The following is a 16,859-nucleotide window of genomic DNA, read 5'->3' as shown; positions in this document are numbered from 1 at the left end:
CCAGTGCAGGGTCGGTTGCAGGACCGGGTGGCAGTGGTCACCGGAGCGGGCAGCGGCATCGGGTTGGCCACCGTGCGGCGGTTCGCCGCCGAGGGGGCCCGGGTGGTCTGCGTGGACATCGACGCGGCGGCCGGCACGAAGGCGGCCGAGGAGTGCGGCGGCGAGTTCGTGGCCACCGACGTGGCCGACGAGTCGGCGGTACGCGACCTGTTCGACGGGGTGGCCGACCGGCACGGCCGGGTGGACATCGCGTTCAACAACGCCGGCATCTCACCCCCGGACGACGACTCCATCCTGGACACCGGCCTGGACGCGTGGGAGCGGGTGCTGCGGGTCAACACCACGAGCGTCTACCTGTGCTGCAAGTACGCCATTCCGCACATGCGCAGGCAGGGCAAGGGCTCGATCATCAACACCGCGTCGTTCGTGGCGCTGATGGGCGCGGCGACTTCGCAGATCGCGTACACCGCCAGCAAGGGCGGGGTGCTGGCGATGACCCGGGAGCTGGGTGTGCAGTTCGCCCGTGAGGGCATCCGGGTGAACGCGCTCTGTCCCGGCCCGGTGGCCACCCCGTTGCTGTTGGAACTGTTCGCCGCCGACCCGGAACGGGCCGCCCGCCGGCTGGTGCACGTGCCGATGGGTCGCTTCGGGCAACCGGAGGAGATCGCCGCCGCGGTGGCGTTCCTGGCCAGTGACGACGCCTCGTTCATGACCGCCGCGCAGTTCGTGGTCGACGGTGGCATCACGGGCGCCTACGTCACTCCCCTGTGAGCGCGAGGAGTGAGCCGGGTTTGCGAGCCCCGCAGTCGCGAAACGCTGCCGGCTCTGTGAGCGCGAGGAGTGAGCCGGGTTTGCGAGCCCCGCAGTCGCGAAACGCTGCCGGCTCTGTGAGCGCGAGGAGTGAGCCGGGTCCGCGTACCCCGCGGTCGCGAACAGTGCCGACCGGGGGAAGGCGGCCGCTGATCGGGGTCAGCGCGTACGTCGAGCCCGCCGACTGGGCTGTCTGGCGGGGGGTGCGGGCGGTGCTGGTGCCGGAGGCGTACACCCGGGCGGTGACGGCCGCGGGTGGCCGGGCGGTGGTGCTGCCGCCCGACGACGTGGACGCGGACGTGGTGGGTGTCCTCGACGGGTTGTTGCTGGCCGGTGGCGCGGACGTCGGTGCGGGGCGGTACGGCCAGCCGCCCGACCCGCGTACCGAGGACCGGCCGGACCGGGACGCCGGCGAGCTGACCCTGTTGGCCGCCGCGCTCGCCGCCGAGGTGCCGGTGCTGGGCGTGTGCCGGGGCATGCAGTTGCTCGCGGTCGCGTACGGCGGGACCCTGCACCAGCACCTGCCGGACGTGGTGGGTCACGAGGCGCACCGTCCGGCGCCCGGCGTGTACGGAACCCACCCGGTGCGGTTCGCGCCGGGGAGCCTGGCCGCCTCGGTGTTGGCGGGGGTCGAAGAGGTCAACTCGTACCACCACCAGGCGGTTGCCGATCCGGGTCGGCTCACGGTGACCGGTTGGGCGGGGGACGGCGTGGTCGAGGTGGTGGAGGACCCGGCCCGGCCGTTCGTGCTCGGGGTGCAGTGGCATCCGGAGAATGAGCGGGAGCCCCGTTCGATCACGGCGCTGGTGCGGGCCGCTGGCCGGGGGTGTGACTGAGATCGCCCCCGCCGGTCGCTGGCGCCGGTGGGAGGTCATCACGGTCGAGGTGGAGCGGGTCAGTGACTCCTGCGGATACGCGGTGCCACTGATGGACTTCCGGGCCGAACGCGATCTGTTGCTCACCTCACACTCCCGCCGCAGCACCGACGACCTGGCCGTCTACCGGGCCGCCAAGAACGCGGCGAGCATCGACGGGCTGCCGGTCTTCTGACTCGGCAGGGCGCGCTCCGGCCACCGCCGTTCTCCGTACTGTCCGGTGCCCGACCGCTCAGGCGTAGGTAACCAGCGTCAGACCGTCGTGATGCGTTACGTTGCCGGTCCGCTTGGGTACAAGTCGGAGCACGGCGGGTGAAGATCAACGGTCGAGGGGTACGGCCGGAGCGGGAGGCTGCATGAGCTCGGCCCAGGGGGGCGCTGACATCGGGCCTGCCGCCCTGTCCGGCCGCGAGAACCCTCCGTTGCTGGCCGCCGCGTTCGCGGCCGGCGGTGAGATGGGTGAGCGGCTGGCCTCCTTCGACTGGTCCGCCGGCCCGCTGGGTGAGCCCGGTCAGTGGCCCCCGGCGCTCTGCACCGCGGTCGGGATGATGCTCGCCTCCAGTGCACCGATCGTCATGTTCTGGGGCGACGAGCAGTTGGCCTTCTACAACGACGCCTACCGGCCGACCATCGGCGGCAAACACCCAGACGTGATCGGTCAACCGGCCCGCGCGTACTGGGCGGAGACGTGGGCGGTGCTCGGTCCGCTGCTCGACGGCGTCCGGAGCACCGGACGTTCCTATCGGGGCGAGGACCACCCCTTTCTGCTGGACCGGCACGGCTTCGTCGAGCAGACCTACTTCAACGTCTCGTACGATCCGATCCGGGGTGACGACGGCTCGGTCAGTGGCGTCTACTGCATCGTCAGCGAGACCACCGGGCGGGTGCTCGGCGAACGCCGGCTGCGAGCGCTCTCCGAACTGGGCGCCGAACTGAGCGACATCGGCAGCGCCGCGGAACTGGGCCGGACAGCCGCCGGGGTGCTCGGCCGGCACCGGGCGGACCTGCCCTTCGCCCTGATCTATCTGGTCAACGGCGACGGCCAGCTCACCCTTGCCGGTCGCACCGGCACCACCCCTCCCGCCGCCGATGTCACCTCGCAGCTGCTCGCCCGGTTGACACCCGATGGCGCGCCCGCCACGGTCGAGGTGGCCGGTCTGCTCGACGCGTTGCCGGTCGACGCCGCCGACCAGGCCCTCGTGCTGCCGCTCACGGCGAGCAACCAGACGGTTGGCGTGCTGGTCGTCGGCGTGGCCCGCCAGCTGCCGCTCAACGACGACTACCGCGACTTCCTCGGCCTGGTCGCCGCCCAGATCTCCCGGGCGGTCGCCACCCAGCGGGCGTACGAGGAGGAGCGGGCCCGGGCCGCCGAGCTGGCCGCGCTGGACCGGGCGAAGACCAACTTCTTCGCCAACGTCAGCCACGAGTTCCGCACCCCGCTGACCCTGGTGCTCGGCCCGCTGGAGGACATGCTGGCCGACCCGGAGCTGCCCGCCACCGAAACCGACCGGCTCAGCATGATGCACCGCAACGCGCTGCGCCTGCTCAAGCTGGTCAACACGGTGCTGGACTTCTCCCGGCTGGAGTCCGGCCGGCTGGCCGCCCGCTACCAGCCCACCGACCTCGCCGGTTACACCGCCCGGCTGGCCAGCACCTTCCGCTCAGCCACCGACCGGGCCGGGTTGCGGCTGGTGGTGGACTGCCCGCCCCTGCCGACGCCGGTCTTCGTCGACCGGGACATGTGGGAGAAGATCGTCCTCAACCTGGTGTCGAACGCTGTCAAGTTCACCTTCGACGGCGAGATCCGGGTGAGGGTCCAGGCCGTGGAGGGCGCGGCCCGGCTGGAGGTGACGGACACCGGCATCGGCATCGTCCCGGAGGAACTGCCGCACGTCTTCGAACGGTTCCACCGGGTGCCGGGGGTGCGGGCACGCACCCACGAAGGCACCGGCATCGGCCTCGCGCTGGTCCGGGAGTTGGTCGAGATGCACGGCGGTCAGGTGGGGTTGACCAGCCAGGTCGACGGGGGCAGCACCCTCACCGTGACAGTTCCGTTCGGCTCGGCGCACCTGCCGGCGGACCGGGTGGTGGCGTTCGACCCGCTGCCCTTGGGTGAGCCCGAGCAGGCCCGGCTCTTCGTGGCGGAGACCGCGCTGTGGGCCGGTGTCGCGCCGACACCCGAGGTCGACCGTCGGCTGACGAAGGGCCCTCCGGCTGGCCGGATCCTGGTCGTCGACGACAACGCCGACCTGCAAGAGCACGTCAGCCGGCTACTCTCGCCGACCTGGGACGTGGTCACCGCGAACGACGGGCTCGATGCCCTGCCGTTGGCCCGCGAGGGCGGCTTCGACCTGGTGCTCACCGACGTGATGATGCCTCGGCTGGACGGGTTCGGGCTGGTCAGCGCGCTGCGCGCGGACCCGCGTACCCGGCATGTGCCGATCGTGCTGCTCTCCGCCCGCGCCGGCTCCGCGGAGGCCGTCGCCGGCCTCGCCGTCGGTGCCGACGACTACCTCACCAAGCCGTTCTCCGCGCAGGAGCTGATCGCCCGGGTGCGGGCCAACGTGGAGCTGGGCCAGCTGCGCGGGCAGATCATCCGCCGGCTCGGGGCGCTGGCCGACGCGGCGGTGGCGGTGAACACCGCCCGGTCCACAGCCGACGTGCTCCAGGTCGCCGCCCGGCACGCGTTGAGCCTCGCCGAGGCGGCTCGGGTGGTGGTCACAACGGCCGGGGCGCGCTTCGAAGCGGACGGTGGCGGCACCGCCGCCGCCGACCCGTCCTTCGTGGCCGAGCTGACCGGCACCACCGGCCGGCAACTCGGTGAGCTGCAGGTCTGGCGGGCGGACGGCGACGAGGCGCAGGCCGACGACGCCGCGCTGACGCAGCTGGCCCGGCTGGTCGGGGTGCGGCTGGAAAACGCCCAGCTCTACGAGGCCGAACACCGCATCGCCACCACCCTGCAGCACAGCCTGCTGCCCCGGTCGCTGCCCCAACTGCCCGGCGCGGTGGTGGCCAGCCGTTACCTGCCCGGCAGCGCCGACGTCGAGGTCGGCGGCGACTGGTACGACGCGATCGCGCTGAACGGCGACGAACTGGTGCTGGTCATCGGGGACGTGGTCGGTAAGGGCGTCCGGGCCGCCGCCGCGATGGGGCAGCTGCGCAACGCGCTGCGGGCGTACGTGCTGGAGGGCTTCGACCCGGGTGAGTCACTGACCCGCCTCAACCGCCTGGTCGGCTCCACCGAGGGCCGGTCCTTCGCGACAGTGGTCTGCCTGCTGTTCAACCCCCGCACCGGTCGGCTGCGGTACGCGAGCGCCGGCCACCCGTCCCCACTGTTGATCACCGGAGGCGACGTGGCGTTCCTGCACGACCGGGCGCTCGGTCCACCGGTCGGCGCCCTCTCGGCTGCGACGTACGAGTCGACCGAGACGGAGTTGCCGGCCGGGAGTCGACTGCTGCTCTACACCGACGGGCTGATCGAGGACCGTCAGCTCGGCATTGATGCCTCACTGGCCCAGCTCCGCGTGGACGCGGCCACCCCGAGTGAGCACGTGGTGGATCTGATCGACGCGGTGGTCGAGCGGGTCACCGGCCGGCCGCGCCGCGACGACGTGGCGGTCCTCGCCCTGGAGGCGGCGGAGCTGAACCGCTTCGCGCTGCGGCTACCGGCGGACCCGACCCGGCTCAGCGTGCTACGCAAGCGGCTGGAGGACTTCCTGGTCGCGCACTCCGTCGGCGAAACTGACCTGTTCGACCTGACCGTCGCCGTCTCCGAGGCCGCCGCCAACGCCATCGAGCACCCGGTCCAACCCGCCGAGGCCATGATCAGCGTGGAGGTGGCCATCGAGGATCGGACGGTGACGGCCACCGTGCGCGACAGCGGGCAGTGGCGGGAGTCGACCGGCTCCGGCTTCCGGGGTCGCGGCCTGGCCCTGATCAGAGCGCTGGGCGACCTGACGGTGCGGCGTACCGATGAGGGCACCGAGGTGACGCTGCGCCGGCAGCTGCGGGACTGACCGGGCGCCCGGCTGCGGCCGGGGGGCGTCGGCCGGCTCGACCGAGGACTGTGACGCCGGCCCTAGGCCGGGTCGAGCCAGCTCTGCTCACCGAGGCCGGAGATCTCCAGCACACGACGAACCTGCTGGGACGGACGAACGGTGAGCGTGCCCGGAACCTGCTGGGCGAGCCGGACCAGGGCGTGGATGGCGGCCGAGTCGAAGAAGGTGACAGCGCTCAGGTCGAGAGTGATCTTGCCGGCGGGCTCGCGCAGGGCCGTCTGGAGCATCGTGTCCGCGGTCGCCATGTCGACCTCACCGGCCACCACCACGTGGAGATGGCCACCGTCGATCTCGGCGGTGGCGGAGAAGACGGGCGGTGCTCCCCCTTGATCCACGCAGACACCATGGCACAGCCGCCCTGGCAGGGCAACAACCTCCACCCGGCGGCCGTGGCGCGGCTCACCAGCGGTCCCGGCGATAGGCTTACGGCATGACCGTCCGCCCGCCGCTGACACCAGGCACGCTCTCCCCGATGCGACCGGTGCCACCCCAGATCGCCCGACCGGAGTACGTGGGCAAGACGCGCCCGATCCAGTGGCGTGGCTCGCACGTGCAGACGCCGGAGACCATCGAGAAGATGCGGATCGCCAGCCGGCTCGCCGCCCAGGCGACCCAACTCGCCGGCGAGCACTGCAAGCCCGGCGTGACCACCGACGAGATCGACAAGGTGGTCCACGAGTTCCTCTGCGACCACGGCGCGTACCCGTCGACGCTGGGTTACAAGGGCTTCCCGAAGTCCTGCTGCACAAGCCTCAACGAGGTCATCTGCCACGGCATCCCGGACTCCACGGTCCTGCAGGACGGCGACATCATCAACGTCGACGTGACCGCGTACATCGGTGGGGTGCACGGTGACACCGACGCCACCTTCTGCGTCGGCGAGGTCAGCGAAGAGGCCCGGCTGCTGGTCGAGCGGACCCACGAGGCGATGATGCGCGGCATCCGCGCCGTCGCCCCGGGCCGCCAGATCAACGTCGTGGGCCGGGTCATCGAGTCGTACGCCAAGCGGTTCGGCTACGGCGTGGTCCGCGACTTCACCGGCCACGGCATCGGCGAGGCCTTCCACAGCGGCCTCTACGTGCCGCACTACGACAGCCCGCGCCCCACCGACATCATGGAGCCGGGCATGACGTTCACCATCGAGCCGATGATCACCCTCGGCACCTACCAGTACGACATGTGGGACGACGGGTGGACCGTGGTCACCAAGGACCGGAAGTGGACGGCCCAGTTCGAGCACACCATCGTGGTGACCGACGACGGCCACGAAATCCTGACCCTGCCGTGACCGACACCCCAGCGGCGCTGCGCGAGGCGCACCACGCGGACGTCTCCGGCGGCTGGCTGCGCCCCGCCGTCTTCGGCGCGATGGACGGCCTGGTCACCAACATCGCCCTGATCGCCGGCGTCGGCGGTGGCGGGGTGTCGCCCCGCAACATCGTGCTCACCGGCACCGCCGGCCTGGTGGCCGGTGCGATCTCGATGGGGCTCGGCGAGTACACCAGCGTGCGCTCCGCCAACGAGCAGGTCGCCGCCGAGGTGGCAAAGGAACGACGGGAACTGGAACGGCACCCCGAGGCGGAGGCGCGGGAGTTGGCCGACGCGTGGGTGGCCCGCGGCCTGCCCCGGGACCTCGCCACCCAGGTCGCCGAGGCGGTGCGGCGCGACCCGGAGGAGGCGCTGCGGGTGCACGTCCGCGAGGAGTTGGGCGTCGACCCCGACGACCAACCCAGCCCGTGGGCCGCGGCCATCTCGTCGTTCCTGTTCTTCTCGATCGGCGCACTGATCCCGCTGCTGCCGTACCTGCTCGGCGCCACCGAACTCTGGCTGACCCTCGCCGTCGGCGGGCTCGGGCTGTTCGTCGCCGGTGCCGTGGTGGCCCGCTTCACCAACCGTCCCTGGTGGACCAGCGGGCTGCGCCAGCTGCTGTTGGGCGCCGCGGCGGCCGGGGCCACCTACCTGATCGGCTCGCTGATCGGCGTACCGGGCGGGCTGTGACGCGCCGCCTCAGGTGCTGAGCAGCTCGTCGACCGTGCCGTCGACCGCACGACCACGGGCCGCCAACTCCTCGGCCTGCCGGGCCAACACCACACCCACCTCGGTCATGTCCGCGCCGGCCAACCCGGTGCGCCGCACCGCGTCCCCCGGGTCCCGGAAGTAGGTGCGACTCAGCAGGCCGGTCACCGTGGCCGCCGCCAGCCGGGCCTCACCGAGCATCAGCAGAGCCTGATCGGTCTCGTACCACTCGGCGAGCCGGGCCGCCCGGGAGTGCGCCGCGCTGCCCCGGTACCACGCCTGCCGGGCCGCGGTGCTGAACTCCGCCGGCCGGGCCCGGGCCAGCCGGCCCAGATGCTCGTCGCGCAGCGTCCGCAACCAACCCGTCGGATCGTGCAACGCCTGCGTGGTGACGTACCGGTCGGCGGTCAGCGGCCAGAGCGGGGAGAGCACCCTGGCCTGCGCCAGGTAGTCCTCGGCGGCGGCCACGGTCAGATCGACGAGCACCCCGTCCACCCGCCGGGTCGCCGGCGGCGGCCCGGTCCCGGGTCGATAGGTCACCACCAGCATGCCCGCCTCGCGGTCCCCGCCGCCGTCGTCGTCACCGTGCGCCAGCGGCCCGTGCACCGCGATCGCGAGCACATCGGCCGGGAACCGCCGCCGGACCGCCCCGGCGACCCGCTCCGCGACCATCCACCGTCGATCGTCGAGACCCCGGTCGGCACCGGCCTGCTCGCTGCTCGCGCTCATGGGCTTGCCTTTGTTCGCGACTGCGGGGCTCGCAACCCCGGCTCACTCCTCGCGCTCACGGGTCCGCCTTTGTTCGCGACTGCGGGGCTCGCAACCCCGGCTCACTCCTCGCGCTCACGGGATCGCCTCGCCTTGGCTACCAGGCGTCAGCCTAGCCAGCCGACGGCGGACCCTCGGGTGCGCCGCGCCCGGTCGGGGCCAGCCGGAAGATGTGGATCTCCCGGCCGCCGGCCCGTTGCACGTACGTGTGGTACGCCGGCCACTCGGTGACCAGCAACTGCCACAACCGGTCCCGTTCGGCGCCGGTCGCCCGCTCGGCCCGCACCGCGATCCGCCGGCCCTTCACGTCCACCTGGGCGGCGGGATCGGCGAGCAGGTTCATCGCCCAACCGGGGTGGTGGGTCTGCCCCCAGTTGGAGCCGATCACCACGTACGCGTCACCGTCGGGCACGTAGACCAGCGGATTGCTGCGAGGCTTGCCGGAGCGGCGGCCGGTCGTGGTGATCACCAGAGACGGGATCAGGCCGAGCGCGACCACCCGGCCCCGGGTGAGGCGACCGACCACCCGATCGGCGGGGACCAACAGACGCGCGGCCGAGCCGAACCAACGATGATGACCGAGCCGACGGGTGACTCTTCCCAGCACTGACACGCCGATCAGTCTGCCGGCTGCCCGGCCCCGGCGGCACCCCTGCGTGGTCCCTTTCGGTAGCCCCCAGGATCGGTCAGTCCAGCCGCCGTTCGATCGGCAGCCGGGCCCGGGTGAACAGGCCCGCCCCGAACATCGCCACCACCGGCACCAGCACCAGGACCCCGAGCGCGGGCCACGGCACCAGAAAGGGGTACGGATCGGGTACCGGCCAGTCGCCGGCGTACTGCCGGTTCACCGACACCAGCACGATCGCGGCGGTGCCGAGGCCCGCCACGATGCCGAGCACCGAACCGAGACCGGCGATGACGCCGGCCTGGCAGATCGCCAGCAGTCGGCGTACCCCCGGGGCGGCGCCGACCGCCGCGAGGGTGGTCAGTTCGGCGCGCCCCTCGGCGGCGGCGAGCGCGGTGGCGATCCCGGCCGCGCCCACCGTGATCAGCCCGGCCGCCGCCGCGAGCAACAGCAGCAGCGGTGAGAGGTCGCGCGGAGGGCCGCCGTTCTCCACGCTCAGCGAGAGCGTCCCGAAGGGCCGCAGGGCGGCGGCGAACCGGGCCTGTTGCTCCTCGTCGGGCGGGGTCGTGGTGCCGATCACCCAACCGGTCGTAGACCAGCTCAGGTCGAGCTGTCGGGCCGCGGCGGTGGACAGCAGCAGACGAGGCTGGCCGGTCGCCCGGGGCAGCGCGTACCCCGGAAGGTCGTGGTCGGTGATCGGCCGGTTCGGGCTGGCCTCCACCTCGCTGACCCGGACGGTGACCAGGCCGTCGTGCAGGTAACGCGGGTCGGTCACCACCACGCCGCCGGCGCGCAGCACGGCCGTGGCGGCGGCGGTCGTCGCCGGGTCCACGCCGGTGAGCAGGGGGAGCGCGGTCCCGTCGTCGACTCCGGGTTCCACGTAGCCGCCGAAGTAGTTCGTCTCGCGGAACTGGCAGCGGGGGTCGGCCCGGGCCTGCTGGCGCTGCGCCGCGGGGAGTTCAACGCCGGGCTGCCAGGGGCAGGCCCGGGTCAGCGGGAGCACTGGTGCGATGTCGCAGTAACCAGTGCGCCCCGCCCCGCAACTCGCCGACTGCACGAGGGCGACCGCGTCGACCCCGAACTGACTCCGGGCCGCGTCGGTGACCTGGGCCAGCGTGGGCTGCCCGGCCGACCTCATCGGGTTGACCAGTACGTGGCCGGTCGGCAGCGCCGGTTGGTAGGCACGCGCGTCGCGGGCGCCGTCGCTGGCCAGGTATCCGCCGAGGGCCACGCTGCTGGCGACGGCGGCCATCACGGCGCAGATGGCAGGTGCCGCGGCGGACCGGTTGCGGCTGGCATCACGCAGCGCGATCCGTGGCGCCAGCGGCAACACCCGACCAAGGCGGGCCAACGCCCCGAGCAGCGTGGGAGTGCAGCAGACCAGGCCCAACTCGCCGAGGATCAACCCGGTGAGGATCACCGCCGGGGAAGTCCGGGTGGCCCCGAACGCCGCCAGCCCGGCCCCGCCGGCCACCAGCGTCACGCCGAGCGCCAACCACCGGCCCCGCGACTGCGCGGGCGTCCGTCGCCCGGCGAGCCCGGCGCTGACGTCCTGTCGGGCGGCGGTCCAGGCCGGCGCCAGTGCGGCGAGCACCCCGGCCAGCACCGCGACACCAGCGAGGAGCACCAGCGCTGTCGGCCAGCAGCGGTAGCCGCCGAAGCGGGCGCTGAAGACGTACTGCTCCATCAGCGGGCGACCGGCGAACGCCGCGCCGACGCCGACCAGCAGGCCGGCGGCGGCCCCCAGCACACCCAGCACCACACCGTCGGCCAGTACGACCCGGCGGAGTTGGCCGGCGTCCCCGCCCGCCACCGCGACCAGCGCCAGATCCCGCCGCCGGCGACGGACGCCGACGGCGAAGGCCGGCCCGACCAGCAGGACGACCTCCAGCAGCCCGAGGCCGGCGATGAGGACACCGGTGCTCAGGTCGTTGGCGTCGCTCGGCCGGATCGATCCGAGCCACGTCCGGTTCGCTGCGGTCGCCGGGCCGATCGGGTGTCGGGCGGCGACCACCACTCCCAGGTTGTTGAGTCGGGACACCAACGCGGCGTCCACTGTGCCGGGCAGGTCCGCCAGCCAGACGCTGTCCGGCTGCGGACCGGTTGCGGGCACGGCCCCCGGGTGTAACGCCACCACCGGCCCGAGGTCGTCGGGAAACTCGACCACCCCCACCACCGTGTACGCCCTGCTCCCGTCGGCGGTGGCCACGGCACGGCCCAGGCGCAGGTCGAAGCGGCGCAGCGCCGCCGGACTGACCGCGACCTCCCCGGGCTGCCGCGGTGCCCGGCCGGCCCGGAACCGCACCAGGCCGCGGGCCAACGGGTCGGTGAGGTCGAGCACCTGAGCGTTCACGACCTCGTCGCGGTCCGGGCCGCGCAGGGTCAGCGGGACGCGCGGACGCACCTCGGTGACCCGGCTGCCCGGCCCCAGCAGTGCGGTCACCTGGGCCGCAGTCACCTTCGAGGAGGGCCCGCCGTCGCTGGTGTACCAGCCCTCACCCCACTCGTCCTGCGCCACCGGGGCGTCGGCGATCCACTGCAACTGGGCGTCGGCCACCCCGAGCCGGCGGTCGATGCGTTCCTGTGGGGTCAGCTCGGCCATGTCGTAGCTCGCCGCCAGGAAGGCCAGCGCCGCCACCGGCATGGCGATCATCGCGAGCACCAGCAGGGTCCGGCCCCGGGACCGGCGTGACTCCCGCCGGGCGATCCGCAGCGCCGCCCGCCAGGAGCCGGTCAGCTCGGCGAAGCGCCGTCGGCCGACCGGGGCGGACGGCGTGACGGGCCGAGGTGTCGCGGTGTCGGCCCGACCGGGGGCCCGCGTCGGACGGCGGATGATCACCGGTCGCTGCCGGACAGCAACTGCTCGACACTGCCCAGCGGTGCCGTCGTGTCGACCAGGACGCCGTCGCGGAGGAACACCACCCGGTCGGCCCAGCCGGCGTGCCGCGCCTCGTGGGTGACCAGCACTCCGGCGGCACCCGCGTCGATCCGGCGCCGCAGCAGGTGCAGCACCGCCTCGCCGGTCTGGGAGTCCAACGCCCCGGTGGGCTCGTCGGCGAGCACCAGCCGGCGTTCACCCACCAGCGCGCGGGCGATCGCCACCCGCTGCTGCTGCCCGCCGGAGAGCTGGTCCGGGAAGCGGTCACCCAACGCGGGCAGACCCACCTCGGTGAGCGCGGCCATGGCCAGCGCGCGGGCCCGCCGTCCGCTGGTCCCGTCGAGTTCCAGCGGGAGCGCCACATTCTCCACCGCGCTCAGACTGCCCAGCAGGTTGAGCTGCTGGAAGATGTAGCCGATCCGGCGGCGGCGCAGCTGGGCCAGCCCGCGGCGGTCCAGCGCCCCCAGCGGTTGCCCCTCGACCCGGACCTCGCCGCCGGTCGGCCGGTCCAATCCGCCGGCGAGCGCCAGCAGTGTTGATTTACCGGAGCCGGACGGCCCCATCACGGCGACCAGCTCGCCGGGCCGGACGACCAGGCTGACGCCGCGCAGCGCGTGCACCGCCGCCGGCCCGCTGCCGTGGGTGCGGTGGACGGCGCGTAGCTCCAGCACCGCGTCGTCCGACCCGCTCACCGTCGTGCCTCCTCGCCGGCCCATCGAGCCGCGTCCCGCGCGTCGGCGTCACCGGGCGGCGCCGGGGCGCTGGGCCGGTGCCGGACCAGGCTGGTCTCGCAGTGGTCCAGCCAGCGCACCTCGGCCTCGGCCTGGAACACCATCGAGTCCAGCACGAGGCGCCAGGGGAGGTCCTCCGGCCGGTTGCTGCCGTACTTCAACCGGGTCAACTCCTGAAGGGCCCGGATCGTCGCGCTGCGCTGCGCCTGCACCACCGACCGGACGTCGACGCCGGGGGTGGTGAGCGCCAGCGCCAGCTTGATCGCCAGTTCGTCGCGGGGCCGGTCGGTACGGCTGATCGGGGTGGCGAACCACAGTGCCAGGTCCGCCCGGCCGGCGTCGGTGATCTCGTACGGGCGTTGCCCGGCCTCGCTCTCCGGCAGCGGGCGCACCAGACCGTCCCGTTCCAGCCGGGACAGCGTGGTGTAGACCTGCCCGATGTTCAGCGGCCAGGTCGAGCCGGTCGACTCCTCGAACGCGGCGCGTAGCTGGTAGCCGTACATCTGGCCGCGTTCGAGCAGGGCGAGCAACCCGTGACGGATGGACATGGCAACGGAGTATGCATACCTGGTATGCGTACCGCAACCGGAACAGACCGGTTCAGGTTGGTCGTCCGGGAAACGGGACAGTAAGCGGGGTCGACCCGGCCGTCTTCCGCCACCTGGTGGCCCGCACGGCGTACTCGACCAGGGCAGCCAGCGCCTGGTCCCGATCGGCGCCGGTGGTGGATGCCAGGGCGGCCCGCCAGTGCGCGGCGGTGCGCTCCTCCATCTCGGCGGCGAGCCGCAGGGCGCTGGCCCGGTCGGTGACGGGGAACGGCAGCGCGTAACCGGCGCGGTCCGGTGGGACGACGCCACCGCCCGTGGTGAGCTGCACCACCAGCGCGTCGCGTCGGCGGCGATGCGCAGCCTCCGCCTGGCGTGCCGCGTCCCGCGCCGCTCCGGTGAGCCGGACGCCGATGCGTCCGTAGGCGTAGATGGCCGCGTACTCGGCGGACAGGGCGGAGGCGAGCGCCTCCCCGGCGGACGGCTGCCTCACTTGAGTGCCTCCTGGTGAGTGGCTCGGGCGGCGACGATCGACCCGAGCAGTGCGGCCCGTTCCGCGGGTGCCGCGGCGCAGGCGGCGGTGGCGGACTGCTGGGCGGTCTTCTCCAGCGCCCGTAGGCCGGCGCGTGCGCTGTTCGGATCGGCCGCCGGTGCGGTGGTCGGGGCGGCGGAGGCCGGCGAGGGCAGGGTCACGCCGATCACCCGGGCCAGTTCGGTGGCGTGCGCGGTGTGCGTCTCGGCGATCGGGTTGAGCCGGTCGGCGAGTTCGGGATGCGCGGTCGCGCTCGCCCGGTACGCGGCGGCCAGCGCGAGTGACTCGTCCACCATCGGCCGCAGCGGGTCGGGCGGTGGGGCCGGTTGGTCGTCGCGGTCGAAAAGATCACAGCCGGTCAGCGGCGTCACGGCGCCACCGAGCACCAGCAGCGCCCCGGCGCTCAAGAGCTTTCGCCGGGAATGTCCGGATGTTTGGTCGCGCTGAGTCGTTCTGCCGATCCCCACCGGCCAAGTCAACACCATGCGCGCCGGTCCGGGGGTCACCGGCGTCGGTGCGCCGCCCGGTCCGCCGCCGGGCAGGCGCGTTACGCTCTGCGCAACCACCGGCGTGTCCACTCCGGTGGCGTGCCGGCATGGCGGGACGACGTCCCCCGTTGACCAGGGAGAGGGTGCGGAGATGACGCAGCGTGGCCGTGCCACCAGGCCGACGGGTCGACCCCGCGACGCCGCGGCTCCCCGCGGCGGTGACCTCGCCGCGCGGCGGGCCCGACTGCGGGCCGTGATCGAGCCGGTGGTCAACGACGCCGGCTACGACCTGGAGGACCTGTCGGTTTCCCGGGCCGGCCGCCGACACGTGGTGCGGGTGATGGTGGACACCGACGGCGGGATCGACCTGGACGCCGTCGCGGACGTCTCCCGCGCGGTCTCGGCCGCGCTGGACGCCGCGGAGGAGACCGGTGGCGACATCGTCGCCGGCGAGTACCAGCTGGAAGTCAGCTCGCCCGGCGTCGACCGGCCCCTCACCCTGCCCCGCCACTGGCGGCGCAACGTGGGCCGGCTGGTCAAGGTCACCGTCCGGGGCGCGGCCGCGCTGCCCGGCCAGCGGGGCGAGCGGCCCGCCGGTGACCGTCAGCTGACCGGTCGGGTGGTCGCGACCGACGACGAGGGCGTGCACCTGGAGACCGACGACGGCCGTGCCGCCTGGGCGTACGCCCAACTGGGCCCCGGCCGCGTGCAGGTCGAGTTCACCCGGCTCGCCGAGCTCGGCGAGCCGGACGACGAGTTCGACGACGCGGACGATTCCGACGAGATCGACGATTCAGACGACATCGACGACGAAGATGATGTGGAGGACGAGGAGAGGTGAACATCGACCTCGCGGCGCTGCGCGCACTCGAGCGCGAGCGGGAGATCCCGTTCGACACGATTCTCGCGGCGATCGAGACCGCGTTGCTGACCGCCTACCGGCACACCGACGGGGCCGAGCCGCACGCCCGGGTGGAGATCGACCGCAAGTCGGGCGCCGCCCTGGTGTACGCGCAGGAGCTCGACGCCGACGGCAGCCTGGTGCGGGAGTGGGACGACACCCCGCACGACTTTGGCCGGATCGCCGCCATGACCGCCAAGCAGGTGATCCTCCAGCGGTTGCGGGAGGCCACCGACGAGGTGCACTTCGGTGAGTACGTGGGCCGCGAGGGTGACCTGGTCACCGGCGTGGTGCAGGCGCACGAGACGCGTACCGAGAAGGGCATCGTCAGCGTCGACCTGGGCAAGTTGGAGGGCGTGCTGCCGCAGTCCGAGCAGGTGCCGGGTGAGCGGTACGCCCACGGCGAGCGGGTCCGGTGTGTCGTGGTGCATGTGGCCAAGGGCATGCGCGGGCCGCAGATCACCCTGTCCCGGTCGCATCCGGCTCTGGTGAAGAAGCTGTTCGCCCTGGAGGTGCCGGAGATCGCCGACGGCACCGTGGAGATCGGCGCGATCGCCCGTGAGGCGGGCCATCGCACGAAGATCGCCGTCCGCTCCACCACCCCTGGGGTGAACGCAAAGGGCGCCTGTATCGGCCCGATGGGTCAGCGGGTGCGGGCCGTGATGAGCGAGCTGCACGGTGAGAAGATCGACATCATCGACTGGTCGGACGACCCGGCCACCTTCGTCGGCAACGCGTTGTCGCCGGCCAAGGCGTTGCGGGTCGAGGTGGTCGACCTGGCCGGTCGAGCCGCCCGGGTGACCGTTCCCGACTTCCAGCTCTCGCTCGCGATCGGTCGGGAGGGGCAGAATGCCCGACTCGCGGCCCGATTGACCGGTTGGCGGATCGACATTCGCTCCGATGCGGAGCAGGCCGCGCCGGCGGCGCGTGGGGTAACTGATCACGTGCGGGAGCCGGGCGGCGCGATCTCGGGTAGCTAGGGGTAGACTTCCTCCAGTGGTACGACGCGCGCAGCCGGAGCGCACCTGTGTGGGTTGCCGGCAACGTGCGCCGGCCAGCGAATTGCTGCGGATCGTCGCGGTCAGGGACGAGGCTGGTCACAGCCTCCGGCCTGATCCACGCCGCAGGCTGCCGGGTCGGGGAGCGAACATGCACCCGGATCCGGCCTGCTTCGCGCTGGCGGTGCGGCGCCGCGCCTTTGGGCGTGCGCTGCGCAGCACCGAGGTCCTTGACCACGGTGTGCTGGCAGAGCACGTCGATGCGCCAACCACTACGTCCGGTCAGCCCGACCGGGCGAGGGTCGCTAGCAGGGTAGGACGACCGACATGAGCACACGATGAAGTCCCTGAAATGACCAGGCTTCAAGTGCACGAGTGAGGTCGCTGCGGGTGCTGCCCGCACGACCTCGGAGTGAGGAGTGCAGTGGCAGGCAAGGCCCGCGTACACGAGCTTGCAAAAGAGCTCGGGGTCGAGAGTAAGACCGTTCTCGCCAAGCTGAAGGAAATGGGCGAGTTCGTGAAGTCCGCGTCCAGCACCGTCGAGGCGCCCGTCGCCCGGCGGCTGCGTAACGCATTCGTCGCGTCCGCCGGTTCCCCGGCTCCGGCCGCCACCTCGATGTCGTGGGCACTCGCC

18 protein-coding genes are annotated in these 16,859 nt (G+C 72.9%); 10 read left to right on the top strand and 8 right to left on the bottom strand.

Annotated features, from left to right (window positions below; all coding sequences use genetic code 11):
• Nucleotides 1-3 precede the first annotated feature (3 nt).
• From DLJ59_RS25290 to DLJ59_RS25275, 4 genes are all read left to right on the top strand, one after another.
• Nucleotides 4-771, top strand: coding sequence for a 3-oxoacyl-ACP reductase (locus tag DLJ59_RS25290; RefSeq protein ID WP_030489498.1), 768 nt, complete (start codon nucleotides 4-6; stop codon nucleotides 769-771).
• 164 nt (nucleotides 772-935) lie between these two features.
• A complete protein-coding gene (locus tag DLJ59_RS25285; RefSeq protein ID WP_244236224.1) occupies nucleotides 936-1,646 on the top strand; it encodes a gamma-glutamyl-gamma-aminobutyrate hydrolase family protein in 711 nt (236 codons plus the stop codon).
• Nucleotides 1,639-1,860, top strand: coding sequence for a hypothetical protein (locus DLJ59_RS25280; protein ID WP_244236222.1), 222 nt, complete (start codon nucleotides 1,639-1,641; stop codon nucleotides 1,858-1,860). Before DLJ59_RS25285 ends, DLJ59_RS25280 begins: the two co-directional genes overlap by 8 nt.
• A gap of 181 nt (nucleotides 1,861-2,041) precedes the next feature.
• Nucleotides 2,042-5,701: a SpoIIE family protein phosphatase gene (locus DLJ59_RS25275; protein WP_124775169.1), complete on the top strand. Its 3,660-nt coding sequence runs from the start codon at nucleotides 2,042-2,044 to the stop codon at nucleotides 5,699-5,701.
• A 62-nt stretch (nucleotides 5,702-5,763) separates the two neighbouring features.
• On the opposite strand, the gene DLJ59_RS25270 is transcribed toward DLJ59_RS25275, so the two are convergent.
• Nucleotides 5,764-6,078, bottom strand: a complete 315-nt coding sequence (locus DLJ59_RS25270; protein ID WP_208648833.1) for an STAS domain-containing protein — start codon at nucleotides 6,076-6,078, stop codon at nucleotides 5,764-5,766.
• A 95-nt stretch (nucleotides 6,079-6,173) separates the two neighbouring features.
• On the opposite strand from DLJ59_RS25270, the gene map reads away from it, so the two are divergent.
• On the top strand, nucleotides 6,174-7,031 hold the full coding sequence (gene map, locus DLJ59_RS25265) for a type I methionyl aminopeptidase (RefSeq protein WP_124775167.1): 858 nt from the start codon (nucleotides 6,174-6,176) through the stop codon (nucleotides 7,029-7,031).
• Complete coding sequence (locus DLJ59_RS25260; protein WP_124775165.1) at nucleotides 7,028-7,741, top strand: VIT1/CCC1 transporter family protein; 714 nt, start codon at nucleotides 7,028-7,030, stop codon at nucleotides 7,739-7,741. Before map ends, DLJ59_RS25260 begins: the two co-directional genes overlap by 4 nt.
• Nucleotides 7,742-7,750: 9 nt before the next feature.
• On the opposite strand, the gene DLJ59_RS25255 is transcribed toward DLJ59_RS25260, so the two are convergent.
• The 7 genes from DLJ59_RS25255 to DLJ59_RS25225 all read right to left on the bottom strand — a co-directional run bounded on the left by DLJ59_RS25255 (nucleotide 7,751) and on the right by DLJ59_RS25225 (nucleotide 14,323).
• A complete protein-coding gene (locus tag DLJ59_RS25255) occupies nucleotides 7,751-8,488 on the bottom strand; it encodes a nucleotidyltransferase domain-containing protein (RefSeq protein ID WP_124775163.1) in 738 nt (245 codons plus the stop codon).
• A gap of 151 nt (nucleotides 8,489-8,639) precedes the next feature.
• Nucleotides 8,640-9,140 (bottom strand): nitroreductase/quinone reductase family protein, encoded by a 501-nt coding sequence (locus DLJ59_RS25250; protein ID WP_124775161.1) that lies wholly within the window; start codon nucleotides 9,138-9,140, stop codon nucleotides 8,640-8,642.
• Nucleotides 9,141-9,213: 73 nt separating this feature from the next.
• Nucleotides 9,214-11,991, bottom strand: coding sequence for an FtsX-like permease family protein (locus DLJ59_RS25245; protein WP_208648832.1), 2,778 nt, complete (start codon nucleotides 11,989-11,991; stop codon nucleotides 9,214-9,216).
• Nucleotides 11,988-12,746 carry an ABC transporter ATP-binding protein gene (locus DLJ59_RS25240; protein WP_124775159.1) on the bottom strand — a complete coding sequence of 253 codons (759 nt, stop codon included), beginning with the start codon at nucleotides 12,744-12,746 and terminating at the stop codon, nucleotides 11,988-11,990. The genes DLJ59_RS25245 and DLJ59_RS25240 overlap by 4 nt, the downstream gene beginning before the upstream one ends.
• Nucleotides 12,719-13,309 (bottom strand): PadR family transcriptional regulator, encoded by a 591-nt coding sequence (locus tag DLJ59_RS25235; RefSeq protein ID WP_124775157.1) that lies wholly within the window; start codon nucleotides 13,307-13,309, stop codon nucleotides 12,719-12,721. Before DLJ59_RS25235 ends, DLJ59_RS25240 begins: the two co-directional genes overlap by 28 nt.
• A gap of 52 nt (nucleotides 13,310-13,361) precedes the next feature.
• A complete protein-coding gene (locus tag DLJ59_RS25230; RefSeq protein WP_124775155.1) occupies nucleotides 13,362-13,799 on the bottom strand; it encodes a ferritin-like domain-containing protein in 438 nt (145 codons plus the stop codon).
• On the bottom strand, nucleotides 13,796-14,323 hold the full coding sequence (locus tag DLJ59_RS25225; protein WP_244236221.1) for a hypothetical protein: 528 nt from the start codon (nucleotides 14,321-14,323) through the stop codon (nucleotides 13,796-13,798). The genes DLJ59_RS25230 and DLJ59_RS25225 overlap by 4 nt, the downstream gene beginning before the upstream one ends.
• Nucleotides 14,324-14,477: 154 nt before the next feature.
• On the opposite strand from DLJ59_RS25225, the gene rimP reads away from it, so the two are divergent.
• The 4 genes from rimP to DLJ59_RS25205 all read left to right on the top strand — a co-directional run.
• Nucleotides 14,478-15,167 carry a ribosome maturation factor RimP gene (rimP, locus tag DLJ59_RS25220; RefSeq protein ID WP_124775151.1) on the top strand — a complete coding sequence of 230 codons (690 nt, stop codon included), beginning with the start codon at nucleotides 14,478-14,480 and terminating at the stop codon, nucleotides 15,165-15,167.
• On the top strand, nucleotides 15,164-16,207 hold the full coding sequence (nusA, locus tag DLJ59_RS25215; protein ID WP_124775149.1) for a transcription termination factor NusA: 1,044 nt from the start codon (nucleotides 15,164-15,166) through the stop codon (nucleotides 16,205-16,207). The genes rimP and nusA overlap by 4 nt, the downstream gene beginning before the upstream one ends.
• Nucleotides 16,208-16,223: 16 nt before the next feature.
• Nucleotides 16,224-16,556, top strand: a complete 333-nt coding sequence (locus DLJ59_RS25210) for a YlxR family protein (protein ID WP_091400374.1) — start codon at nucleotides 16,224-16,226, stop codon at nucleotides 16,554-16,556.
• A gap of 93 nt (nucleotides 16,557-16,649) precedes the next feature.
• A partial coding sequence (locus DLJ59_RS25205; protein ID WP_148096967.1) for a translation initiation factor IF-2 N-terminal domain-containing protein occupies nucleotides 16,650-16,859 on the top strand: 210 nt, incomplete at its 3' end.

This window comes from Micromonospora inaquosa (assembly GCF_003857055.1).
Classification (GTDB): Bacteria; Actinomycetota; Actinomycetes; order Mycobacteriales; family Micromonosporaceae; genus Micromonospora; species Micromonospora inaquosa.
The sequence above is the reverse complement of the archived record's forward strand: the minus strand, read 5'-3'. Positions and strand labels throughout refer to the sequence as shown.